Below are 26,020 nucleotides of genomic sequence, written 5' to 3'. Positions count from 1 at the left end.
ATAACAAAGTAACGGTAGCAACCCGGAACTTACACATAACAAGGCGCGATCACATCGTGCCTTGTTTTCTACAATTTAAGATATTACATAATAGCAGTACGGCAAAAGCAGGATACCTTATCACATACATAACTGCCTGAAAAAAATTCCACTTATGGATGGGCATAAAAATGGACATGCTTATGGAAGTACAAGTTTTATTGAGTGATTTCCTTCTGCGAATCATGAATAACGTATTACGTACATAACTTAGAGGTAAGTGTTATTATTTCCTGTCTTTTGCTGAAGTGTGTTACAATGCAATACATAACTTAAAGGTTAGTTTTTATCAAGCGTTTTTAATAAGAACTGGCGAGTGAATTGGCTCAAATATTTAGCTAATGATAAACAAAAGTTCGCAGAAGATATATCGCTTAGAAGTTTGATCAAGGGGTGAAGGATTTGTTTAAATTTAATGATGAAAAAGGTCAATTAAAGTGTTCCTTCTGTGGGAAAACACAAGATCAAGTTCGTAAGCTAGTAGCTGGTCCTGGTGTTTACATTTGTGACGAATGTATTGAATTATGCACCGAGATTGTGGAAGAAGAACTTGGAACAGAGGAAGAAGTTGAATTTAAGGATGTGCCAAAGCCGTCCGAGATTCGCGACATTCTCGATGAATATGTAATTGGTCAAGACCAAGCAAAGAAAAACCTAGCTGTGGCAGTTTACAATCATTACAAACGAATTAATTCGAACAGTAAAGTAGATGATGTAGAACTGGCAAAAAGTAATATTGCAATGATTGGGCCAACAGGAAGTGGTAAAACATTACTAGCCCAAACATTAGCAAGAATTCTAAATGTACCATTCGCAATTGCAGATGCGACTTCGTTAACAGAAGCAGGTTATGTTGGTGAAGATGTTGAGAACATTCTCCTAAAGCTTATCCAATCTGCTGACTATGACGTGGAAAAAGCTGAAAAAGGAATTATTTATATCGATGAGATTGATAAAGTGGCCCGTAAGTCAGAAAATCCGTCGATTACAAGAGATGTATCTGGTGAAGGTGTGCAACAAGCATTATTGAAAATTCTTGAAGGCACTGTTGCCAGCGTACCTCCACAAGGTGGAAGAAAACATCCGCATCAAGAATTTATTCAAATTGATACGACGAACATTTTATTTATTTGTGGTGGTGCCTTCGACGGTATCGAACAAATCATTAAACGCCGTTTAGGTCAAAAAGTGATCGGTTTCGGTTCGGATAATAAGCAGAAAGAACTTGAACAACATGAGTTACTATCTAAGGTTTTACCAGAGGACTTATTGCGTTTCGGTTTAATTCCTGAATTTATTGGTCGTCTACCGGTTATTGCAAGCTTAACACCATTAGATGAAGAAGCATTAATTGAAATTTTAACAAAGCCGAAAAATGCTTTAGTAAAACAATTCCAAAAAATGCTTGAATTAGATGATGTTGAGTTAGAATTCGAGGATGAAGCACTAATTGAAATTGCTAAGAAAGCAATTGAAAGAAAAACAGGTGCCCGTGGATTACGTTCAATTATTGAAGGAATTATGCTTGATGTCATGTTTGATTTACCTTCTCGTGAAGACATTAAAAAATGTATCATTACAAAAGATACAGTCCTTGAGAATGGTTCACCAAAGTTATTACTTGAAGACGGTACAATTGTGAAAGAAGAAAGAAAAACGTCTGCATAAGTTTGAAAGGAACTAAACTACGGTTTAGTTCCTTTTCTATTACCTCCAGCAAAAAGGTTGAAGGGATAGAGAAAAAAGATAAGTGATTTCGCCCCATTATGGAGTAAACGGTAGTTGCTCGTAGTTGTAGAGTGGAAATCGCAAAGATAGCAGGGGTAAGTCGATTAGCTCGTGTAGAAATGTCAAAGATAGCAGAACAAAGTCAATTAGCTCGTACATCCAAAAAGAAAATACCAAAGATAGCAGAACAAAGCCGATTTCCTCGTACATCCAACGTGAAAACCACAAAGCTAGCAGAGCAAAAACAACTCACTCGAAAAAGAGGACCCCAAAAATACCTTTCAGTCAAGGTAAGCTGTGTGTTCTTTTAACGTAAAATAGGAAATCATCAAAAATAGTAAAACTTGTTAATTATCGTACGATTGAGGTTTATAACTCTAGGTAAAGTAGAAGATGAAAACAACCACTTTTTTGTGTAGCTCAATCACAGCTTAACAAAAAGTGAAACTTATTTTCATTGATTTCCTTTTTTACTAAATAATTCGCCTATAATAAATGCTAAAACAACCATAAGCTTCCTCTTATTGAATTTAAAATTCTTGTTTATTCCAACTTTGCGCAGGAGATACTATCCATTAACAGCAAGAAAATGTTCAGGAGGGAATAGGATGAGTTGGACGGGAATTGCATTGTTTGTACAGCTATTTTTTGGGATTGTTATTGGGCTTTATTTTTGGAACTTACTTAAAAACCAACGTACTCAAAAAGTCTCTATTGATAGAGAGTCTCGTAAAGAAATGGATCAATTAAAGAAGATGAGGTCAATTAAACTGTCAGAACCTCTGTCAGAGAAAGTTAGGCCAGCGACCTTTGATGATATTGTAGGTCAAGAAGATGGCATAAAATCACTTAAAGCGGCACTTTGTGGACCAAATCCCCAGCATGTCATCATTTATGGGCCTCCTGGAGTAGGTAAAACAGCTGCAGCCAGATTAGTATTAGAAGAAGCAAAGAAAAATCAAAAATCACCATTTAAACCATCCTCCGTCTTTATTGAACTAGATGCGACAACCGCTCGTTTTGATGAGAGAGGAATTGCAGATCCTCTTATTGGATCTGTACATGATCCCATTTATCAAGGGGCAGGAGCGATGGGGCAGGCAGGAATCCCACAACCAAAACAAGGAGCAGTCACAAATGCCCATGGTGGGGTCTTGTTTATAGATGAAATTGGAGAGTTACATTCTATTCAGATGAATAAGTTGTTAAAAGTGTTGGAAGATCGCAAAGTATACCTCGAAAGCGCTTATTATAATGAGGAAAATATGCAAATTCCTTCTCATATACATGATATCTTTAAAAATGGTTTACCGGCAGATTTTCGGTTAGTGGGTGCCACTACAAGAACACCTAACGAATTGCCTCCAGCTATTCGTTCCCGTTGTATGGAAGTGTTTTTCCGGGAATTAACAGAAGAAGAAATCGCAGAAGTTGCTAAAAAAGCAGCTGATAAAGTGAACTTAAAAATAAGTGAACAAGCTTTACAAACATTAGCATCTTATGCAAGAAACGGTCGTGAATCAGTCAACTTAGTACAAACGACAGCGAGTCTAGCAATACAAGAAGAGCGCGATTATATTAAGGACGAAGATGTCGAGTGGGTGATTCAATCAAGTCAGTTAGTGCCGAGAATGGAAAGAAAAATCGGAGAAACAGCAAAGGTTGGTTTAGTTAATGGCTTGGCTGTTCATGGACCTAATTCTGGTGCTTTATTAGAGATTGAAGTTACTGTGATTCCTGCTAAAGAAAAAGGATCAATTAATATTACAGGAATTGTAGAAGAAGAAAGTATTGGCGGACAAGGAAAATCGATTCGAAGAAAGAGTATGGCACGTGGCTCAATTGAGAATGTGATTACAGTTCTTCGCTCAATGGGCGTACCTGCAGATGATTATGATATTCATGTGAACTTCCCTGGTGGTGTACCGATTGATGGCCCATCTGCTGGGATTGCAATGGCTACAGGTATATATTCAGCTATTTATAAACATCCGATAGACAATACAGTGGCAATGACAGGAGAAATTAGTATTCATGGTGCCGTTAAGCCTATTGGCGGCGTATATCCAAAAGTAAAAGCTGCTAAAAAAGCTGGAGCAAAAACCGTTATTATCCCTGAAGAGAATATGCAATCGATATTAAATGAAGTGGAAGGAATTCATATTGTTACCGTTAAAACGTTGAATGAGGTGTTCGAGTGCGCCCTCCACAAAGAATATCAACATGAAAAGCCGTTAATTTCACCACTAGATGCGTCAACGATTGATCTTGCTAAAAAGGAAAGTATGTAAGGTAATAACTTCGGCAACAGCTGCCGGAGTTTTTATTCCTTTCGTTTTAAAGTCCTATAAATAGGGAATGAAATAAGTAATTGTCAAGCGAGAAATGAAGAAAACAAACAAAACGGTTGTACTTTTTAACTCTTTTAGCAAAGGAACTAGATTAAAAAAGTCGACACTGTGAAGTAAATAAGATAAAATTGTACAAAGAAAATGAATTGAAATCTTGATACATATGCATTTTGGAGGTGCAAGTATATGACGAATAAGAAAGAGATCATCGTCCCCCTCCTGCCGCTTCGAGGTTTGCTCGTTTATCCTACAATGGTCCTGCACTTAGATGTAGGTCGTGATAAATCAGTACAAGCACTTGAAAAAGCAATGGTAGATGACCATTTAATCTTTTTAACAACACAAAAGGACATTTCTATAGATGAGCCTGACAGCAATGAATTATATCATTTAGGTACTCTTACTCGGGTAAAACAAATGCTCAAATTGCCAAATGGTACGATTCGTGTACTAGTAGAAGGACTTAAACGTGCAAAAATAGCAGAGGTTTTAGATGATGAAGACTATTTTTCAGTAAAAGTGGAAGCATTCGAAGAGCCTGAATCTCGCGATGTAGAAGACCAAGCATTAATGCGTACTCTTTTAAGTCATTTTGAACAATACATAAAAGTATCTAAAAAAATATCAACAGAAACATTTACATCTGTTACAGATATTGAAGAACCCGGTCGTTTAGCTGATATTATTGCTTCTCATCTTCCTTTAAAACTTAAAGAGAAACAGGAAATCTTGGAGACGATTAATATAAAAGATCGTTTGAATCGTGTGATCAGCATTATTCATAACGAAAAAGAAGTGCTTAATTTAGAAAAGAAAATCGGTAATCGGGTAAAGAAATCGATGGAAAGAACGCAGAAAGAATATTATTTGCGTGAACAGATGAAAGCCATTCAAACCGAATTAGGCGATAAAGAAGGTAAAACAGGAGAAATTGCAGATTTAAAAGCGAAAATCACAGAAGCAAATATGCCTAGTAATGTAGAAAATACTGCATTAAAAGAGTTAAATCGTTACGAAAAGGTTCCTTCTAGTTCGGCAGAGAGCTCTGTTATTCGTAATTATATCGATTGGTTATTAGCTATACCTTGGTCTAAAGAAACGGTCGATGATTTAAACATCAACAAAGCAGAGAAAATCCTTGATCGAGATCATTATGGTTTAGAGAAAGTAAAAGAGAGAGTGCTTGAGTATTTGGCGGTTCAACAGTTAACGAACTCTTTAAAAGGCCCTATCCTCTGTCTCGTTGGACCTCCGGGTGTAGGGAAAACAAGTCTCGCGAAATCAATCGCCTCCTCACTCAACCGTAATTTTGTCCGGGTATCTTTAGGCGGTGTCCGTGATGAATCAGAAATTCGCGGCCATCGAAGAACATATGTTGGTGCAATGCCTGGTAGAGTGATCCAGGGAATGAAAAAAGCAGGAACAGTCAATCCAGTATTTTTATTAGATGAGATTGATAAAATGTCTAATGATTTTCGTGGAGACCCTTCATCAGCAATGCTTGAAGTATTAGATCCTGAGCAAAATCATAACTTCAGTGATCACTATATTGAAGAGACGTATGATTTATCGAAGGTTATGTTCATTGCTACGGCTAACAATTTAAGTACAATTCCAGGACCATTATTAGATCGCATGGAAGTTATTTCAATTGCTGGTTATACAGAACATGAGAAGCTTCATATTGCCAAGGACCATCTTCTGCCAAAACAAATTAAAGAGCATGGTCTTTCGAAATCTCAATTGCAAGTGAGAGATGATGCTGTTCAAGGTGTTGTCCGCTATTATACAAGAGAAGCTGGTGTTAGGAGTTTAGAACGTCAACTGGCTGGTATTTGTAGAAAAACGGCAAAGATTATTGTATCAGAGACGAAAAAAAGAGTTGTAGTTACGGCGAAATCCCTTGAAGATTTCTTAGGTAAGAAACGTTTTAGATACGGCCAAGCGGAATTAGAGGATCAAGTCGGTATCGCTACAGGACTTGCTTATACAACTGTAGGCGGAGATACACTTCAAATCGAAGTCTCTTTATCAAAAGGTAAAGGCAAGTTAGTCTTAACTGGTAAACTTGGTGATGTGATGAAAGAATCCGCTCAAGCAGCTTTTAGTTATGTGCGTTCAAATGCGAAGGAATTAGGGATTGATGAGAATTTTCATGAGAAATTCGATATTCATATTCATGTTCCAGAAGGGGCTGTCCCTAAAGATGGTCCATCTGCAGGAATCACAATGACTACTGCACTTGTTTCAGCATTAACCGGTGTACCAATTAGAAGAGAAGTAGGAATGACAGGTGAAGTAACGTTGCGTGGTCGTGTCTTACCTATCGGGGGATTAAAGGAGAAATCACTAAGTGCTCATCGAGCGGGATTAACGAAAATTATCTTACCGAAAGATAATGAAAAGGATATAGATGATATTCCAGAATCGATTCGTGAGGAACTTTCATTTGTGCTTGTATCCCATGTAGATGAAGTGCTTAAAGCAGCGTTAGTAGACGGGGTGGAACAATGAAGGTTGTAAGTTCAGATATTGTCATCAGTGCCGTAAAGCCTGAGCAATATCCAGATGTAGAATTACCAGAATTCGCATTAGCAGGTCGATCGAATGTAGGGAAATCTTCTTTTATTAATAAAATGTTGAATCGTAAAGGATTAGCAAGAATATCTTCTAAGCCTGGTAAAACGCAAACATTAAACTTTTATCTTATTAATGAAATCTTACATTTTGTTGATGTACCAGGATATGGCTATGCAAAAGTGTCAAAAAAAGAAAGGGAAGCATGGGGGAAAATGATTGAGACCTACCTCACTTCTCGAGATCAATTACGAGCGGTTGTTCTGATTGTGGATTTAAGACATCAGCCTACTAAAGATGATGTTATGATGTATGAATTCCTTAAACATTATGAGATTCCTTGTATCATTATTGCCACAAAAGCCGATAAAGTGCCAAAATCAAAATGGCAGAAACATATTAAAGTGACGAGAGAAACCCTTGATGTTGACCCTAGTGACTCCCTTATCTTATTCTCTTCAGAAACAGGAAAAGGGAAAGAGGAAGCATGGGCTGTTATTAAAGGATTGATGTAATCGGGTTCAAGGTTAAAATCAAACAAACATTTAAAAAGGCGAACAAACCGGACAAAGCCGGATTTGTTCGCTTTTTTTTGTTAAAGATTTAATTCGCTATATCTTTCATCTTGGTAGTATTAATGGTTATCAAAATAAGTTAAAAGTTAATCATTTTTTGAGAAGTTTACGTTTATTTTTCTGAATTTAGGGAAATTAGACTATGTACGTGAATTTTGGTTTACATAATTTCACTTGTGAATCAAGTGAGCCCTTTTCCCGCTATACTTAGTAATAGAGATGATATAGGAGGATACATGTTTAATAAGGAGGATAGAGTATAAGAGGGATGTGTGAGACTTTCTTACAGTTTTATATCTCAAAATATCATAAAATATGAATTTTGAGAATAATTTGTAAGAGTGGTAAGGTTGATAGCGTATATGAAAAAAGAACATACAAGGGGGATATTTTACTAGTGAAAAAGATACTTAAAGGAATGATTGTTGCTGCATCTGTAGCTGTATTAGCTGCATGTGGCTCAAATGAAGAAGCGAGTAGTGGAGGAATGGATTTAGCAGAGGAAGGGAAATTCACTTATGCTTCATCGGGAGAATTTAATCCATTTAGTGTAACGCAAGATGATGGTTCAATGACAGGTTTCGACATTGAAGTAGCAGAAGCAGTTGCAAAAGAGCTAGGACTAGAACCAGTGCAGCAAAAATTTAAATTCGGTGGAATTGTTGAAGGTGTAAAATCAGGACGTTTTGATGCCGCTGTTGCTAGTCATACAATAACAGAGGAAAGATTACAAGCTGTTGATTTCTCGATTCCTTACTACTATTCAGGCCCACAAATTTATGTGAGACCGGATAGTGATGTAGAAACATTAGAAGATTTAGAGGGTCTTGAAGTAGCTGTAGCTAAAGGAACAACGTATCAAAAAACAGTATCAGAAGTTACAGATAATATTAAGTTTTATGATAGCGATGTCGTAGCACTCGAGGCTTTATCTAGTGGAAAGCATGATGCTGTAATTACCGATTTTGTTACAGGTAAAGAAGCGATCGGTGCGGGTATGAATATTGAGGGAAAACAGCTTTTAGAAAAAAGTGAGCAAGCGATTGCTGTAGCCAAAGACAATGACGAGCTACTTGAAAAAATTAACGATGCATTAGAGAAGCTTCATGAAGATGGAACCTTGACTGAAATTAGCAAGGAATATATCGGCGAAGATATTACTGTAGAATCAGAAGAATAATTTTCTGTTGGCGAATGCATCTCCGTTTATTGCGTGTGCATTCGCCTCTTCTATCTAAAGAGAAAATACATTTTACCTTAAGGAGGAAATATGGACATACTAACAACGTTTGTTGACACCTTCCCAATGTTTTTTGAGGGAATGCTCCTAACTTTTCAATTAACAATAGTCTCAATTTTTATTGCTATTTTTATCGGTCTCTTTTTTGCAATGTTAAAGATATCTAAAGTGAAAGTATTAGAGTGGGTTGCGGACCTCTATATCTTCTTAGTCAGAGGAACACCTCTCGTTGTGCAAATTTTTATCTTTTATTTCGGTTTAACTTCATTAAATATTTCCGGTTTTTGGTCCGTTGTTTTAGGTTTAGCCTTCCATAATGGTGCCTATATTGCAGAGATTTTTAGAGGAGCCATTCAATCTATTGAAAGTGGTCAAATGGAGGCAGGTCGATCCCTAGGGATGAGTGCAGGCTTAACAATGCGAAGAATTATTTTACCACAAGCAAGCAGACGTGCTTTGCCACCACTCGGGAACCAATTTATTATCGCGTTAAAGGATTCTTCACTAGCTTCGTTTGTAGGTGTCTATGAGCTCTTTAATATTGCCACAACACAAGGATCAATCAATTATGATTATATGACTTACTTATTGATTGTTGCCGTCTATTATTTAGTGCTTGTTCTTCTATTTACAGTTATTGTGAACCTTGTTGAGAAGAAAATGTCTAATAGTGAGCGATAGAAAGGGATGAATGTAGATGAGTGAATCAGTTATGATTAGTATAGAGAAATTAAATAAGTCTTTTGGTGATCTTCATGTATTAAAAGATATTGATTTTACAGTAAAAGAAAGCGATGTTGTTTGTCTAATAGGTGCCAGTGGTTCTGGTAAAAGCACATTACTAAGATGTCTTAACTTTCTAGAATTAAAAGATAGTGGAACAATTACATTAGAGGGTGAAGTAATAGAAAAGGACTCTCATGACTTAAATGAAATTAGACAGAGAGTTGGAATGGTGTTTCAGCACTTTCATCTTTTCCCTCATAAAACAGTCATACAAAATATAATGGAAGCACCGATGCAAGTGAAAAAATTATCGAAAAAGGAAGCAGAGGAACAAGCGTTAGTACTCTTAGATAAAGTTGGCTTATCGGATAAGAAAGATGTTTATCCATCTAAACTATCGGGTGGTCAAAAGCAGCGTGTTGCCATTGCGAGGGCATTAGCGATGAAGCCGGATGTAATGCTGTTTGATGAACCAACTTCTGCACTAGACCCAGAATTAGTTGGTGAAGTGTTAGCAACAATGAAAGAACTTGCTGAAGAAGGAATGACGATGATTGTCGTCACGCATGAAATGGGATTTGCGCGGGAAGTAGCAGATTGGGCAGTGTATATGCATGATGGTAAAATCGTTGAAGTCGGTCATCCTGAAGAGTTATTTAATCATCCAAAGGAAGAAAGAACGAAAAGCTTCCTAGATTCTGTTCTTTAAAAAGAGTTAATAATTAAAACGAAAAAACGAACATTTTCTTTGCAGATATGTTCGTTTTTTCAATGGAAGTTTCTAATAGATTATTTTCTTTTAATGAGGAAAAAGAGGCCAATGATAATAAAAATAGCAGGCCAGAATTTCGTTATGTATGAAATGATCTCACCGTAGCTACCTGCATATTGCGAAATTTTTTCATAAAATAATAAAGTAATGGCTAATACTAACATAAGAAACCCTTGCAAGAGGCCGTTGCCTGTTTTTAAGTAATATAATAAAAAGGCAAGGGCAATAATAAGGACAAAGGCACCAATATGATTAGGCCATATGCTTAAACGATCAACAATGATGAAATGTAAACCAAACCCAAAGAGAATCACACCGGGAAATATAGCATTATATTCTTTACCGCTATATGCTTGGATTAAAAAGGCCAAACCTGTAATAGCTAGTAATACTGGCCAGGTCAATAACGATTGTAAACTCTCAACCTGTAATTGCTGGATGAGAAAGAAACAGCCGTAGCCTACTAAGATAATACCGGCAAATAGTCGTTGACTTTTCATTTATTCACCACTTTCAGTTAGGTACACTTGAATATTAGGCAGATTTTTGGTATTGTACATAGTGGAGTGTTTATGATAATAAATATCAAATTATAATAGTTCTAAAGTAATCATATACTACTCAAATATCATATCATATGTGTTCATACTCTGTTCACATTTTTTCGAAAAAGCTTGTAAAGATAATGTTATAATATATGTATGTAATTATGCAATTTTTTTGGGGGGTCTACTAAAAATGCATATCGTGGTCGTTGGTCTAAATTATAAAACAGCCCCTGTGGAAATTAGAGAGAGATTAACATTCGATCCTTCTCAATTGGGTGAAGCAATGCAAGCATTGCAACAAAAGAAAAGCATCTTGGAAAATGTAATTCTATCCACATGTAATCGGACCGAAATTTATGCGGTTGTTGATCAACTGCATACAGGAAGATATTATATTAAAGAATTTTTAGCCGATTGGTTTCAAATAGATCAAAATGAATTTTCGCCCTTTCTTTTTATTTATGAACATGATGGTGCGATAGAGCATTTATTTAAAGTCGGTAGTGGATTAAACTCAATGGTTCTAGGAGAAACTCAAATTTTGGGCCAAGTTCGCTCTAGCTTTTTGCAAGCGCAAGTTGAACATACAACTGGAACAATTTTCAATCAATTATTTAAGCAGTCCATTACATTTGCTAAAAAAGCACATTCCGAAACAGATATTGGTGCAAATGCTGTATCTGTCAGTTATGCTGCAGTTGAGCTTGCTAAGAAAATATTCGGTCTAATTACGAATAAGCAAGTACTTATTCTTGGAGCAGGTAAAATGGGCGAATTAGCGATACAACATCTTCATGCAAATGGTGCGAATGTTACGGTTATTAATCGTACTTTTGAGAAAGCGAAAAATTTAGCACACCGCTATGAAGGGCAAGCGAAATTAATGCAAGAATTACAATGTGCATTAGTGGAAGCCGATATCGTGATTTCTTCTACAGGTGCAAACAGTTATATGATTACAAAAGAGATGATGGCAGATGTAGAAAGATTGCGGAAAGGTAAGCCATTATTTATGGTCGATATTGCTGTCCCACGTGATTTAGATCCAGCACTCGCTGATTTAGATAGCGTTTTCTTATATGATATTGATGATCTAGAAGGTATTGTTGAAGCGAATTTGCAAGAACGTAAAAAAGCAGCGGCGAAAATTCAATTATTAATCGAAGGAGAAATCGTTGAATTTAAACAATGGCTTAAACTTCTAGGTGTTGTACCTGTCATCTCTGCTTTAAGAGAGAAAGCTCTTGCTATTCAGGCTGACACAATGAAAAGTTTGGAAAGAAAGCTTCCTAACCTAACAGAACGTGAAAGAAAAGTGGTTAGCAAGCACACGAAGAGTATTGTGAACCAAATGTTGAAAGACCCTGTATTACAAGCAAAAGAATTGGCAGGACATAAAAATGCTGATAAAGCATTAGAATTGTTCGTGAAAATATTTAATATAGAAGATCTTGTTGTCCAGCAAATCGAAAAACAAGAACAACCAAAATCAGATCGTGTAAAGGTGCAACAGACATCCTTTCAATCATAAAAAGGGGTACTGTCCATGTTTGATATCTATATGGCACGCCTGCATGAATTTACTGTCGTTCTTTATGCAGCGAGTGTACTTCTCTACTTTATTGACTTTTTAGCAAGTAACCGGAAGGCCAATCGTGTCGCCTTCTGGTTACTTGCATTTGTATGGGGATTACAGACGGTATTCTTATTACTCTATATGTGGAATACGGGTAGATTCCCTGTATTAACGATATTTGAAGGTTTATACTTCTACGCATGGGTACTTATTACATTTTCTTTAATTATTAATCGCATTATGAAAGTCGATTTTATCGTTTTCTTCACAAATGTACTTGGTTTTTTTATTATGGCTTTACATACATTTGCTCCTATTGAGATTGAATCAGATGTGCTGGCGAATCAATTGATGTCTGAGCTCCTCTTTTTTCATATTATTGGTGCGATTCTCTCATATGGTGCTTTTTCATTGTCATTTGTATTTGCTCTTTTATATTTGATTCAATATGATTTGTTGAAGAGGAAAAAGTGGGGTTCAAGGCTTATTCGAATTGCGAATTTATCACAACTAGAAAAAATGTCTTATCTATTTGCTAGTATAGGGGTGCCTATGTTAGTGATTAGTTTAATATTAGGGATACAATGGGCTTATATGAAATTACCAAATATGGTATGGTTGGATTCAAAAGTGCTTGGTTCCTTATTGGTACTCATTTTGTATAGTATTTACTTATATTTAAAGGTTGGCAGAGGAATGCGTGGTAAATCACTTGCTACTTGGAATGTGGCTGCTTTCCTTGTTGTATTAATTAATTTTTTCTTATTTGGAAGGTTATCGTCTTTCCATTTCTGGTATGAATAAGAAAAGGAATATGTTTTTAAAGAATAGGGAGGCTGTCATGAGAAAAATAATTGTCGGTTCAAGAAGAAGTAAGCTTGCGTTAACACAAACGAATTGGGTGATTGATCAGTTACGCCGTTTGAATCCTGCAGTTGATTTTGAAGTAAAAGAAATTGTGACAAAAGGAGATAAAATCCTGGATGTTACCCTTTCAAAGGTAGGAGGAAAAGGCCTATTCGTTAAAGAAATAGAACAAGCGATGTTAGATAAGGAAATTGACATGGCTGTACATAGTATGAAGGACATGCCAGCTGTCTTACCTGAAGGATTGACCATTGGTTGTATTCCGGAAAGAGAAGACTATCGAGATGCACTTATTTCCAAAGGCCATGTGAAATTAGCTGACTTAAAACCAGGTGCAATTGTCGGGACAAGTAGTTTAAGAAGAGGTTCACAAATTTTGGCTAAAAGACCAGATTTGGAAATTAAATGGATACGAGGGAATATTGATACACGTCTTGCTAAACTAGAAACAGAAGAATATGATGCCATTATTCTTGCTGCTGCCGGCCTATCAAGAATGGGATGGACGAAGGAGATCGTTACAGAATTTATTGATCCAGATATTTGTTTACCAGCTGTTGGTCAAGGTGCACTCTCTATTGAATGTAGAGAAGATGATCATGAACTAAGAAGGCTTTTAGATGCATTCACTTGTGAGGAAACGAAAAGAACAGTGCTTGCCGAGCGTGCATTTCTTCATAAAATGGAGGGCGGTTGCCAAGTGCCGATTGCAGGCTTTGCACGTTTAACTGAGAATGGTGAAGTAAGTTTGACTGGTTTAGTTGGTTCTCCAGATGGTCGTACGATTTATAAAGATATGGTTGTTGGTGATGATCCTGAGACAATAGGGTATCAAGTAGCAGAAAACTTATCGGAATTAGGTGCAAAAGCATTAATTGATGCTGTCAAAGAGGAGTTAGACGAAGGATGATTCATGAGGACAGTGCCTTACATGGAATGTCTGTCCTTATTCCCCGAAGTAAAGATCAATCGGAGGCTAGTGGTGATTTGGTCAGATCCCTTGGTGGACATCCAGTAATTATCCCATTAATTTCGTTTAGAGAAACAACAGAAGCCCATTCTTTAAAAACCCATGATTTCACACAATACCAATGGATTATTTTCACAAGCAGTGTGTCAGTTGAGGTGTTTTTTACATATGTGTCACAGAAGACAAACTTACCGAAGTTGGCCGTTATAGGAAAGAAAACAGCTGAAAAGTTATCACAATATGACTTGAAAGCTGATTTCATACCAACGGAATTTGTGGCTGAAACTTTTACCCTTGAATTTTTAGCAATTTTAGGGGATGAACAAAATATATTCTTGCCTAAGGGCAACTTGGCCCGAGATTATATTAAGCAAAAGCTTATGGAAGCAAAGCATAGAGTGACTGAACGAATCGTTTATGAAAATTTTTTTCCTGATGAGAGTAAACAATTATTAACGGGTCGCTTATTGAATGATGGCATTGATATACTATTATTTACCAGCCCATCAACGATTGATCACTTTATGGAAATCGTAGAGGGTCATGATTTGAAGAATCAAATAAGGAAGAGTATCATCGGTTGTATAGGACCAATAGCTGCAAAAAGAGCAGAATTTTACGGTTTGAAGGTACATGCTGTACCAACTATATATACATTTAAACATTTAATTAAGGAAGTAGTAAAAGTCATTTCTTAATCAAGTTGGAGGTAGTACAATGGATAGTCAATTTAATCGTCATCGCCGTTTACGTCGGACAGCTAATATGCGCAATTTGGTAAGAGAAACACATCTACATGTGGAGGATTTTATTTATCCAATTTTTGTTGCAGAAGGACAAGACATAAAAAAAGAAATTCCTTCTATGCCAGGCATTTATAATTTATCATTAGACCATTTAACTGAAGAGATGGATGAGGTTGTATCTCTAGGTATCCAATCTGTTTTATTATTTGGTGTTCCTCTTGAAAAGGATGCTTGTGGTACGCAGGCGTATCATGAACATGGAATTGTCCAAGAAGCAACAAGATTAATCAAGGAAAAGTATCCAGAAATTTTGGTCGTTGCAGATACTTGTCTTTGTGAGTATACTGACCATGGTCATTGTGGTTTGATTGAAAATGGCGAAATATTAAATGACGCTTCATTAGAATTACTTGTGCAAACAGCAATTAGTCAAGCAAAAGCAGGCGCAGATATTATTGCTCCTTCTAATATGATGGATGGATTTACAATCGCTATTCGTGAGGGCCTTGATGAGGCAGGCTTTGAACATATACCTGTTATGTCTTATGCAGTTAAATATGCGTCTGCTTTTTACGGACCATTTAGGGATGCTGCTGGCAGTACACCACAATTTGGTGATCGGAAATCATACCAAATGGACCCTGCAAACCGCTTAGAAGCAATGAGAGAGGCAGAATCAGATTTAATGGAAGGTGCAGACTTCCTCATTGTAAAGCCTGGGATGCCTTATCTTGATATTGTTCGCGATGTGAAAAACAATATTAATTTACCACTTGTTACTTATAATGTAAGTGGCGAATACTCGATGGTAAAGGCCGCTGCACAAAATGGCTGGATTGACGAAGAAAGAATCGTGCTTGAGATGTTAACAGGGATGAAAAGAGCTGGTAGTGATTTAATTATTACTTATCATGCAAAAGATGCTGCCAAATGGATGAACTCACACAAATAAGAAAAGAGGGATGTTTATGCGTTCATATGAAAAGTCACAAGCCGCATTTAAAGAAGCAGTTAAATTGATGCCTGGTGGAGTAAACTCCCCAGTGCGTGCTTTTAAATCGGTTGATATGGATCCGATTTTTATGGAGAAGGGCCAAGGATCAAAAATCTATGATATTGATGGTAATGAATATATTGATTATGTCCTTTCATGGGGACCACTGATTTTAGGACATGCTAATGAAAAAGTTGTTTCTGCGGTGAAGGAAGTTGCCGAAAATGGCACAAGCTTCGGGGCGCCAACGTTGATTGAAAATGAATTAGCACAGCTCGTCATCGATCGTGTTCCTTCAATTGATGTGATTCGTATGGTTTCATCAGGTACAGAAGCAACGATGAGTGCATTAAGATTAGCTAGAGGTTTCACAGGACGCAATAAAATAGTTAAATTTGAAGGCTGTTATCACGGTCATGGAGATTCTCTCTTAATTAAAGCCGGTTCTGGTGTAGCTACACTTGGATTGCCTGATAGTCCTGGTGTGCCTGAAGGTATTGCAAAGAATACGATTACAGTTCCATACAATGATCTTGAAGGTGTTAAATACGCTTTTGAACAATTTGGTGAAGATATCGCTGCCATCATTGTTGAACCTGTTGCTGGTAATATGGGAGTTGTCCCACCAGTAGAAGGATTTTTACAAGGGTTACGTGATGTGACAACTGAATACGGTGCCCTTCTTATTTTTGATGAGGTAATGACAGGTTTCCGTGTTGATTATAACTGTGCCCAAGGTTTCTTCGGCGTTACACCTGATTTAACTTGCTTAGGAAAAGTAATAGGTGGTGGACTGCCTGTTGGTGCTTACGGTGGTAAACGAGAAATTATGGAGCAGGTTGCACCAAGTGGCCCCATTTATCAGGCAGGTACATTATCAGGGAACCCGCTTGCGATGGCTGCCGGTTATGCAACATTAAGTCAATTAACACCGGATACGTATGCTAACTTTATTAAGAAAGCTGATAAACTCGAATTAGGCTTGAGAACAGCAGCAGAAAAATATGAGATTCCACATACAATTAACCGGGCAGGATCGATGATTGGACTATTTTTTACAAATGAAGATGTCATTAATTATGATCAAGCGAGAACGTCTAATCTTGACTTCTTTGCCTCTTATTATCGTGAAATGGCGCTTCAAGGCGTATTCCTTCCACCATCACAATTTGAAGGTTTATTCCTGTCTACAGCATTAACGGATAAAGATATTGATCAAACAATTGCCGCAGCAGAAAAGGCTTTTGCGAAATTGAAATAAGTTTTTAGCGAACAATTCCATTCCGGAATTTGTTCGCTTTTTTATTCTCGATCGAAAGATGCCAATCTTTTTGAGAGAGGGGCAAAGAGAAGAACAACGGTAGTTAGAATGAAAAAGAAAAAGGCTCACATCGAAAAATAGTCAAAGTGGATATAGTCACTTATGTAGAAAATAATTCTCTGTTGGAAAAGATGTGAGATTTTAAATTCGCAACCCCTAAATTAATCTATTCCTCTTTAACAATATAGTTATTCTATCGAAGACGTGCTCCTTTCTAAGTAAAGTAATCATAATTCACTTTTCCTCCTCATAAAGTGTAAGAGAAAAGATGTTATTGTTTTTGATGATATGGGAGGAGGAGTCGAATATGTCTCAAGGAAATCCGTCGAACTTGCGGTTTTCATTAGAGGAATCCGTTTGGTTTCAAAAAGGACAGGAAGTATCACAATTACTTTCGATTTCACTTGATCCGAATATAACGATTCAGGATAGTGAGCAGTATGTAACGATTCAAGGTGCACTAGAACTAACAGGCGAATATCATCGTGATGAATCAACCGAGGACAGTATGAATGAACCGCCATCTACATTAAGGTTTATCCAATCTGTGGAAGAAAGGGAAGAGGGGGTATGTGAGTTTACACACTACTTTCCTGTAGATATTACGATCCCGAATAACCGTATTGAGAGATTGGATGATATTGATGTCCAAGTAGAGTCATTTGATTATATGTTTCCTGAAAGAAGTTGCATGAAACTCCATGCTAATTTGACGATATCTGGTTTGTATGGTGACCAACAGCATGTGGCATATACTGAAGATGAGAATAATGTGCTTGAACTTGATACGGTAGAACGTTCAACGGTTCAGGATCAAGAAGAAGAAGACACAGACACCAGTCGTGAAGAAGAACAAACAACAGAAATTAACTTCTCCCTACCAGAGGAGAATGAAAAAGATGAAGATGTGTTTGTTGCTGAAGCGAAGCAGGAGCCAGAAGTGGTTGAAGAAGAACCGGTATTAAATCGCTCCTTACCTATTCTTGAGCCCCAAGAAGAAGAACCCATTGATATGCCAGAGGTTTCTTTTATAGCTAATCGATATGAAGAGAAAAAGCAGGAAGCAGAAGAGATTTTTGAGGTTAAGCAAGTAGAAGAAACAAAACCAGTTCAAGAGCTTGAAGAATTGAAAGATGAGCTTGAATCCTCTTCAGAAGAAGTGAAACCACAAAAGAAAAAAGTAAAGGGCAAGAAAAGCATGAGTTTGACGGAATTTTTTGCTCGTAAAGAAGATGAAGAACAATTGACGAAGGTTAAGGTATGTATTGTCCAGCCTAATGATACGATTGATCTTATTTCAGAAAGATATGATGTGACACCACAAACATTAATGAGAGCCAATCAACTAGAATTGAATAAAGAAGTGCATGAAGGCCAAGTTTTATATATCCCTGTAGCTGTTACGAACTAGCGGATAAGGGGAGTACATTAAGAGCAGATCTCATCGGTCTGCTCGCATTTTTATCAGTGTCACTTGTTTACTTACACAGTTTAGGTAAGCGAGGAAAGTGAGTGGTCTAAGTGGCAAAGGAAAATAGATTAAAAAAATATGGTCCGATCTTAAAACACTACGCACTTGAGCCAAATTTCATCGAAAGTTTTGGTAGCGTTCAAAAGGTTTACTCTAGCAAAGGTGTTTTTTCTTTAAAAAAAATAAAAGCAAATCATGGTGCGGACTTCATTCGTTATATTCAGCAATTATACCAAATGGGTTATAACCGGATCGTCCCGATTTATCCGACGGTTGATGGTAGGTATGCCGTTTTACACAACCAAAAGCTGTATTATTTAATGCCTTGGCTAGCTAATGAGATTAAAGAAGATCAATTTGAACGGCATCAACAAATGTTTAGAGAACTTGCTCGCTTGCATGTCTTAAGTACGAAAGAAGTGGAAGTCTCCAAAGAAGAACGTGAAGAGCATTATGAAAATACGTTACTAGAATGGGAAAAGCAGAGTGAATTTTTGGATGGTTTTATTGAAACATGTGAATCTAGGGAATATTTATCTCCTTATGAATTGATGTTTACACAATATTATAATGATATCGCTCAAGCTTTAACTTTCTCAACGAAGAAATTAAAGGATTGGTACGAAAAAACGAAGGAAGAGGAAAAAGTTCGTACAGCTGTTATACATGGAAAAATTTCTACCGAACATTTCTTGTATGATGAGCGCGGATATGGCTATTTTTTGAATTTTGAAGAAGCGAAGAGAAGTTCACCTATGCATGATCTTCTTCCGTTCTTATCAAGGTCATTAAAAACCTTTCCGAAGCGTGCGGACGATGCTGTCGATTGGATTTACACTTATTTTAAGCATTATCCGTTTAGAGAAGATGAAATGCTGTTATTTCAAAGTTATTTTGCTCATCCAGGGCCTGTCATTCGCGCAGCAGAAAAATATCATAATGGTAAGTCGAAAAAGAATGAAAGAAAGCATGTAGAGCATATACAAAGGCAATTTTGGTTATTAAAAAATACGGAATATGTGGCTATGAGGATTGATGAAATTGAGCGTCAGAAAAAACAAGCACAAGAAGCAGCTGAGAAGGCGAATGCAGAACAAGAAGGAGCCCAAAATGGATAAAACCTGGGCTCCTATATTCATTTTAAGAGAATCCAAATGGTAAACAAACTCACTCAGTAAAAGCAAGTTTTATATCTTAGGGTATACCTTTCTACCCCTCCTCGAAAGTTTACATTTAGGTAGTGGATTTCTCTTTTGCATCCTCATCCCGCGCATATTCCCTCATACATAGGCAGGCTCAAAATATGAGCAATTTTTTTTACAGGTTTGTTCCCTTTTTTTATTATCATGTATATAATAAAAAAAATTGGTCATCCTTATTGACTATAGTGACTATTTTTAGGTAGTATTACTTTATATTCAAACAAATGAAAAGCTTTGATAGGGAAGAGTACATTGGCGCTTTGCTTTAAGAGAGGAAAATCAATTGCTGTGAGATTTTCTAAGCGAACCCATTGGAAGGTCGCCCTGGAGCTTCTTTCGTGAACGTAGTTCTATTATTAGCGAAAGACGGGAACGCCGTTATCCATTCGAGAGTCAATTACTAAAGTTTATGGTAATTGAAAAAAAGGTGGTACCGCGGAAGCAACTCCATTCGTCCTTTTTGTGACGAGTGGAGTTTTTTATTTTGCTTTTGTTTGATTGTTAACGATAAGCGAATGTGAGAAAGGATGAATAGGCGATGGAAGAGAATAATATCACGATGCCAACAAAATATGACCCTCAGTCTATTGAACAAGGTCGTTATGATTGGTGGTTAAAAGGAAAATATTTTGAGGCAAAAGATGATCCGGAGAAAAAACCTTATACAATTGTGATACCGCCACCAAATGTAACGGGAAGGTTGCATCTTGGTCATGCATGGGATACAACGCTTCAAGATATTTTGACGAGAATGAAGCGCATGCAAGGGTATGATGTTTTGTGGTTACCTGGTATGGACCATGCAGGTATTGCTACTCAAGCAAAAGTTGAACAAAAACTGCGCGAAGAAGGAAAAAGTCGTTATGATCTTGGTCGTGAAGCGTTTGTAGAGGAAACGTGGAAATGGACGAATGAATATAAAGGACATATTAGACAACAATGGTCTAAGCTTGGTCTCGGTCTAGATTATAACCGTGAACGCTTTACACTAGACGAAGGGTTATCAGATGCTGTACAAGAAGTTTTCGTTGCTTTATACAATAAAGGTTTGATTTATAGAGGCGAGTATATTATTAACTGGGACCCTTCTACTCAAACAGCTTTATCAGATATAGAAGTGATCCATAAAGATGTTCAAGGGGCGTTCTATCATATGCGCTATCCATTAACAGATGGTAGTGGTCATATTGAAATTGCGACAACAAGACCTGAAACGATGCTAGGTGATACAGCGGTTGCCGTTCACCCTAAAGATGAGCGTTATCAACACTTGATTGGTAAAACGGTGAAACTACCTATTACTGGAAGAGAAATTCCGATTGTTGCAGATGATTATGTTGACATGGAATTTGGTTCAGGAGCAGTAAAAATTACACCAGCTCATGACCCAAATGACTTTGAAATTGGTAATCGTCATAACCTAACAAGAATTCTAGTAATGAATGAAGACGGGTCAATGAATGAGAATGCTGGCAAATATCATGGGCTAGATCGTTTCGAATGTCGTAAACAAATCGTTAAAGATTTGCAAGAAGAAGGTATTCTTTTTGAAATCGAAGAGCATCTTCATTCTGTTGGTCATTCAGAACGTAGTGGAGCAGTTGTAGAACCTTATTTGTCTACCCAATGGTTTGTAAAAATGCAACCACTTGCGGATGCGTCTGTTGAGTTACAAAAGGGTGAAGATAAAGTCAACTTCGTTCCAGATCGTTTTGAAAATACGTATTTACGCTGGATGGAAAATATTCGTGACTGGTGTATTTCTCGTCAACTTTGGTGGGGCCATCGCATCCCAGCTTGGTATCATAAGGAAACAGGTGAAGTATATGTAGGAACAGAAGCACCGAGTGATAGTGAGAACTGGAAACAAGATGAAGATGTGCTTGATACATGGTTTTCATCAGCGTTATGGCCATTCTCTACATTAGGTTGGCCGAATGAAGAAAGTGCTGATTTTAAACGCTATTATCCGACTGATGCGTTAGTAACCGGCTATGATATCATTTTCTTCTGGGTATCTAGAATGATTTTCCAAGGTATTGAATTTACTGATGGCCGTCCATTTAAAGATGTACTTATTCACGGATTGGTTCGTGATGCGGAAGGTCGTAAGATGAGTAAGTCACTAGGTAATGGTGTTGATCCAATGGATGTTATTGAGAAATATGGTGCAGACTCTTTGCGCTATTTCTTATCAACAGGAAGCTCACCAGGTCAGGATTTGCGTTTCAGCTTTGAAAAAGTAGAATCTACGTGGAATTTTGCCAATAAAATATGGAACGCTTCTCGATTTGCCTTAATGAACATGAATGGATTAACTTATGATGAAATTGATTTAACCGATGAAAAATCGGTTGCAGATAAATGGATTTTAACGCGCTTAAATGAAACAATTGAAACGGTAACAAGGTTGTCCGATCGTTATGAGTTTGGTGAAGTGGGCAGAATCCTCTATAACTTCATTTGGGATGATTTCTGTGACTGGTATATTGAAATGGCAAAACTGCCATTATACGGTGAAAATGAAGCGGCTAAACAGACAACAAGATCTGTTCTCGCTTATGTATTAGACCAAACAATGAGATTATTGCATCCATTCATGCCGTTTATTACAGAGGAAATCTGGCAAAACCTCCCTCATAAAGGAGAATCGATTACAGTTGCCTCTTGGCCGACTGTGAATGAAGAGCTTTCCGATAAAGCAGCAGCAGAAGAAATGAAACTGCTTGTGGAAATTATTCGTTCTGTACGTAATATTCGTGCAGAGGTAAACACACCATTGAGTAAGAAGATTGATATGCTCATCAAAACAAAAGATGAAAATGTACAGAAGGTTTTAAGTAAAAATGTTGGTTATATTGAACGCTTCTGTAACCCTGAGCAATTAACCATTGCGATTGATGCAAAAGCACCTGATAAAGCGATGACAGCAATTGTTACTGGAGCAGAAATTATTCTGCCATTAGCAGGTTTAATTAATATTGATGAAGAAATTGCTCGTCTACAAAAAGAATGGGATAAGTTAAATAAAGAAGTGGAACGTGTTCAGAAAAAATTAAGCAATGAAGGTTTTATTAAGAAAGCACCCGAAAAAGTAATCGCTGAAGAAAAAGCGAAAGAACAAGATTATAGCGAAAAACGTTCAGCAGTTGAAGCAAGAATGAACGAATTAAAAGGTGAATAAGGTATAATAGGAGAGGAGGCGAAATATCGTCTCCTCTTATAATGGTTATATTAATAAAGGTGGCAGATAGAAATGTTTACAACATATGAAGAAGCAATTGGTTGGATTCATTCTCGTCTTCGTCTTGGGATCAAACCAGGATTACAAAGGATGGAATGGATGATGGAAAAATTGAATCATCCAGAAAGAAGACTGAAGGTTATACATATAGGGGGAACGAACGGTAAAGGTTCGACACTAGCTTATATCCACTCAATCCTTGAAGCAGAGGGGATTATGGTAGGTACATTTACTTCTCCATATATAGAGCAATTCAATGAACGGATTACATTAGGCGGCAAGCCGATTTCTGATAAAGATATTGTCCAGCTAGTGAATGATATTTATCCGCTTGCAGTAGAGCTCGAAGGATCAGAACTAGGAGAGCCATCTGAATTTGAAATTATAACAACAATGGCGATTCATTATTTTGCCCATATTGAACCGGTTGATATTGCTTTGTTTGAAGTAGGATTAGGTGGCAGACTAGATTCAACAAATGTCCTTCATCCCCTATTATCTATCATTACAAATATCGGTCTTGATCACACAGCGATATTAGGTGATACGATTGAGAAGATTGCCTCTGAAAAAGCTGGGATTATAAAGCCTGGAACACCAATTATTACTGGTGTTAAGCAAGATGAGGCAGTGGCTGTTATCGAAAAGACAGCAAAAGAAAAACATGCAAAAGTTTATCAAGCAAATAAGCAATTCCAAGCGGAGCATATCGTATCGACAGAAGTAGGTGAGGCCTTTTCTTTTCAGAATACATTTAGGCAAAGAGACTATTTAGAAATATCGATGCCAGGTGTTCATCAAGTAGAAAATGCTAGCTTGGCGTTGATGGCGGTTGATTTTCTGAATCAATATTTTTCCTTTGTGATTTCAGAAGTAAGCATAGAGAGAGGCTTGAAAAAAATGTATTGGCCTGGTCGTTTTGAGCGCGTGGCAACAGCACCACTAACGATTTTAGACGGAGCACATAATGAAGAAGGAATGGCTGCTGTTTGTGACGAATTAGAAAAGCGCTATCAAGATCGTGATATTTATTTTATTTTTGCAGCATTAAAGGACAAACCACTGCAAGGCATGATTCAAAGAATGGAGGATTGTGCGAAAGCGATTACTTTTGTAGGGTTTGATTTCCCTCGTGCGGCAACAGCTGAGGAACTGTCTGCAATCAGTCAAAAGAATCATCATTTAGTTACAGCTGATTGGCAAGAAGCAATAAAAGAAACGAAGGAAATGATGCGTGAAAATGATGTTTTAGTGATTACAGGTTCCCTATACTTTATTTCCGAAGTAAAGCGTTTTTTTGCTCATCAATAATGATTGGTTACGATGGATATTGCTTGTAGCCGTATAAGTAAAGGGCGTCAAATACTTTTAGAATCGCCCTTTACTTTTTAGTTGACCAACATGAATAGAGCAATTGGCGTTTTCTCATTATGTGTCTTATTCAAGAGGGAAATCCTTTTCTTGAGCAAAAAAATCACTAATCGGGATATAGTTCACTGTTGTTCCCCCACTCATAAGGTAAACGCCATTTTTAGCAATGATACTGCCATTAAATTCTCCTCCATAAAAGGTTACACTTCCATATGGAGCAAATACAACTCCGCTAAATCGTTCAATCCATTGACTTTGTGAACCGATATATACATCACCGGTAGCAATAATTACTGCTTTTGAAAAGGAGTTTATATAACGGTATTTTTCGTCAAGATATGGAGAAATGGTAATATCTTCGCCAAATAATTTCATATTTTCACTTTTTACTGAGGAACCATAGCCATTTGCTTCATACCATCCTGCTGGTTTGGTTTTAAGAAGAGGGTAAGAAGGGATGCTACAACTCGTTAACTTTTCTAAAGATGATCCTTTTTGATAAGCGGATAAATCTATATTATTCGGATGATACAATTCTCCAACATATGTTGCTAAAGCGGAAGGAGAAAAGGATGGAGTCCAATCAACCGTCAAGTCTTGATGAGAAAAAAGCGCCTTCTCAAAGTAAGCATCTTTGATGTATGTGTCACCACCAATATGTACGTTATCTTTATATGTTCCTCCAGGTAACACTGCATCCTTCATTATTGTTAAAGGTTGATAAAAAGTCGTATCCTTAATATTGGCCCTTCCATTCACAACGGTATGACCATAAATAGAACGTCCACCTGAGGCTGAAAAGTCGCCGTTAATACAAACTTGCCCTGGCTTAGAAGCTGATCCTAACCCTGCACTACCTCCTTGTAAATTTACATCTCCATCTATAAATAGATTAGAAACACTACTTAAGGCGCCGCCATTGATCTGGGCAGTTTTTAATGAATCTCCAATATATATGGTGGCATCGCTACCATTGATTCGGTTACCATGAAAGGCAAATGAGGAACCATGGAGAAATAGTTGACTTTCTATCATACATTGATAAAAGCTGTCAGAGCAAGTAGAATTCTCTCCTTCATCAGGGTCCTCGCCATTATCTTCTCCGTCGCCGGGATTCTCCACGTTTCCGGAATCGTCCTCTTTATCTATCAGCAGTTTGTTTATTTTTGTATGAACACCGAAAGTATCTTCTCCGCCTGCAAGAGTGAATTGAACATCAATAACATCACTAGAAATGAGGCAATCCTCAAGAGGTTTCACATCATCTTCATGATAACTACAATAAGGATCTGCTGTGCTTTGATTAGCAGGTTTAATCGAGATGTCTTTGAAGTGAATATCATTTCTTAATAGTAAAGAAGGTAGCGATAAAGAATATTGTGGCGTTGTTGCATATTTTACTTGATGTAAGTCTCTTAAATAAGCCATAATGAGGTTAGATTCTTGCCTTAAATTGACAGAAGTAAAAGTCTTACTTTTTGTTTTCTCTATTGAAATAAAAGTACCATAAATGACAGAACTAATAATTGAAAGGATAGCAATGGTCGCTAGTACTTCAATTAATGTCATACCTATGTTATTTTTATAGTTATATTGACCCATTTCTTTATACCCCCTTCATACCTTTATTTTACATAATAATTACCTGGAGGTGAATGAGGAATTTTTAAACTATTAAAAAAACAAAAGGGGTTAACACTCA

General features: G+C 37.1%; 20 protein-coding genes and 1 other annotated feature. Of the genes, 18 read left to right on the top strand and 2 right to left on the bottom strand.

What is annotated here, in order from left to right:
* The first annotated feature begins 441 nt into the window (after positions 1-441).
* The 8 genes from clpX (at position 442) to MKX67_RS16720 (ending at position 9,945) form a co-directional block, all read left to right on the top strand.
* Positions 442-1,707 carry an ATP-dependent protease ATP-binding subunit ClpX gene (clpX, locus tag MKX67_RS16755; RefSeq protein WP_095372368.1) on the top strand — a complete coding sequence of 422 codons (1,266 nt, stop codon included), beginning with the start codon at positions 442-444 and terminating at the stop codon, positions 1,705-1,707.
* A gap of 131 nt (positions 1,708-1,838) precedes the next feature.
* Positions 1,839-2,078: a hypothetical protein gene (locus MKX67_RS16750; protein ID WP_322909647.1), complete on the top strand. Its 240-nt coding sequence runs from the start codon at positions 1,839-1,841 to the stop codon at positions 2,076-2,078.
* A 297-nt stretch (positions 2,079-2,375) separates the two neighbouring features.
* Positions 2,376-4,058, top strand: a complete 1,683-nt coding sequence (gene lonB / locus MKX67_RS16745) for an ATP-dependent protease LonB (protein ID WP_095372369.1) — start codon at positions 2,376-2,378, stop codon at positions 4,056-4,058.
* A 246-nt stretch (positions 4,059-4,304) separates the two neighbouring features.
* A complete protein-coding gene (lon, locus tag MKX67_RS16740; protein WP_095372370.1) occupies positions 4,305-6,632 on the top strand; it encodes an endopeptidase La in 2,328 nt (775 codons plus the stop codon).
* Entirely contained in the window at positions 6,629-7,210 is a 582-nt protein-coding gene (gene yihA / locus MKX67_RS16735) for a ribosome biogenesis GTP-binding protein YihA/YsxC (RefSeq protein ID WP_322909646.1), read from the top strand. The genes lon and yihA overlap by 4 nt, the downstream gene beginning before the upstream one ends.
* A gap of 457 nt (positions 7,211-7,667) precedes the next feature.
* A complete protein-coding gene (locus MKX67_RS16730; RefSeq protein WP_095372372.1) occupies positions 7,668-8,450 on the top strand; it encodes a transporter substrate-binding domain-containing protein in 783 nt (260 codons plus the stop codon).
* A 90-nt stretch (positions 8,451-8,540) separates the two neighbouring features.
* The gene (locus tag MKX67_RS16725) at positions 8,541-9,191 is read left to right on the top strand and encodes an amino acid ABC transporter permease (RefSeq protein WP_095372373.1); all 651 of its coding nucleotides are present in this window, start codon (positions 8,541-8,543) and stop codon (positions 9,189-9,191) included.
* A 16-nt stretch (positions 9,192-9,207) separates the two neighbouring features.
* Entirely contained in the window at positions 9,208-9,945 is a 738-nt protein-coding gene (locus tag MKX67_RS16720) for an amino acid ABC transporter ATP-binding protein (RefSeq protein ID WP_307312704.1), read from the top strand.
* A gap of 80 nt (positions 9,946-10,025) precedes the next feature.
* On the opposite strand, the gene MKX67_RS16715 is transcribed toward MKX67_RS16720, so the two are convergent.
* Positions 10,026-10,508, bottom strand: coding sequence for a DUF5668 domain-containing protein (locus MKX67_RS16715; RefSeq protein ID WP_095372375.1), 483 nt, complete (start codon positions 10,506-10,508; stop codon positions 10,026-10,028).
* 238 nt (positions 10,509-10,746) lie between these two features.
* On the opposite strand from MKX67_RS16715, the gene hemA reads away from it, so the two are divergent.
* The 10 genes from hemA to MKX67_RS16665 all read left to right on the top strand — a co-directional run bounded on the left by hemA (position 10,747) and on the right by MKX67_RS16665 (position 24,258).
* Complete coding sequence (gene hemA, locus MKX67_RS16710) at positions 10,747-12,087, top strand: glutamyl-tRNA reductase (protein ID WP_322909645.1); 1,341 nt, start codon at positions 10,747-10,749, stop codon at positions 12,085-12,087.
* Positions 12,088-12,102: 15 nt separating this feature from the next.
* Entirely contained in the window at positions 12,103-12,936 is an 834-nt protein-coding gene (ccsA, locus tag MKX67_RS16705) for a cytochrome c biogenesis protein CcsA (protein WP_322909644.1), read from the top strand.
* 37 nt (positions 12,937-12,973) lie between these two features.
* Positions 12,974-13,909, top strand: a complete 936-nt coding sequence (hemC, locus tag MKX67_RS16700; RefSeq protein WP_095372378.1) for a hydroxymethylbilane synthase — start codon at positions 12,974-12,976, stop codon at positions 13,907-13,909.
* The gene (locus MKX67_RS16695; RefSeq protein ID WP_322909643.1) at positions 13,906-14,667 is read left to right on the top strand and encodes a uroporphyrinogen-III synthase; all 762 of its coding nucleotides are present in this window, start codon (positions 13,906-13,908) and stop codon (positions 14,665-14,667) included. Before hemC ends, MKX67_RS16695 begins: the two co-directional genes overlap by 4 nt.
* A 19-nt stretch (positions 14,668-14,686) precedes the next feature.
* Entirely contained in the window at positions 14,687-15,667 is a 981-nt protein-coding gene (gene hemB / locus MKX67_RS16690; RefSeq protein ID WP_095372380.1) for a porphobilinogen synthase, read from the top strand.
* A gap of 16 nt (positions 15,668-15,683) precedes the next feature.
* On the top strand, positions 15,684-16,970 hold the full coding sequence (gene hemL / locus MKX67_RS16685) for a glutamate-1-semialdehyde 2,1-aminomutase (protein ID WP_095372381.1): 1,287 nt from the start codon (positions 15,684-15,686) through the stop codon (positions 16,968-16,970).
* Between the two features lie 367 nt (positions 16,971-17,337).
* Positions 17,338-18,441 carry a stage VI sporulation protein D gene (gene spoVID / locus MKX67_RS16680; protein ID WP_322909642.1) on the top strand — a complete coding sequence of 368 codons (1,104 nt, stop codon included), beginning with the start codon at positions 17,338-17,340 and terminating at the stop codon, positions 18,439-18,441.
* A 110-nt stretch (positions 18,442-18,551) separates the two neighbouring features.
* Positions 18,552-19,619, top strand: coding sequence for a spore coat protein YsxE (gene ysxE, locus MKX67_RS16675; RefSeq protein WP_095372383.1), 1,068 nt, complete (start codon positions 18,552-18,554; stop codon positions 19,617-19,619).
* Between the two features lie 309 nt (positions 19,620-19,928).
* Positions 19,929-20,165 (top strand) — a binding site (T-box leader).
* Between the two features lie 76 nt (positions 20,166-20,241).
* Positions 20,242-22,887: a valine--tRNA ligase gene (locus MKX67_RS16670; protein WP_322909641.1), complete on the top strand. Its 2,646-nt coding sequence runs from the start codon at positions 20,242-20,244 to the stop codon at positions 22,885-22,887.
* Between the two features lie 72 nt (positions 22,888-22,959).
* A complete protein-coding gene (locus MKX67_RS16665; RefSeq protein ID WP_322909640.1) occupies positions 22,960-24,258 on the top strand; it encodes a folylpolyglutamate synthase/dihydrofolate synthase family protein in 1,299 nt (432 codons plus the stop codon).
* A 126-nt stretch (positions 24,259-24,384) separates the two neighbouring features.
* Here MKX67_RS16665 and MKX67_RS16660 read toward each other — a convergent pair whose 3' ends face one another.
* Positions 24,385-25,920 (bottom strand): type II secretion system protein, encoded by a 1,536-nt coding sequence (locus tag MKX67_RS16660; RefSeq protein ID WP_322909639.1) that lies wholly within the window; start codon positions 25,918-25,920, stop codon positions 24,385-24,387.
* Between the last annotated feature and the right edge of the window lie 100 nt (positions 25,921-26,020).

Source organism: Cytobacillus sp. FSL W7-1323, assembly GCF_038595015.1.
Classification (GTDB): Bacteria; Bacillota; Bacilli; order Bacillales; family Cytobacillaceae; genus Cytobacillus; species Cytobacillus kochii.
Note: the sequence above shows the minus strand (reverse complement) of the source record. Positions and strands in the feature narration are given on the sequence as shown.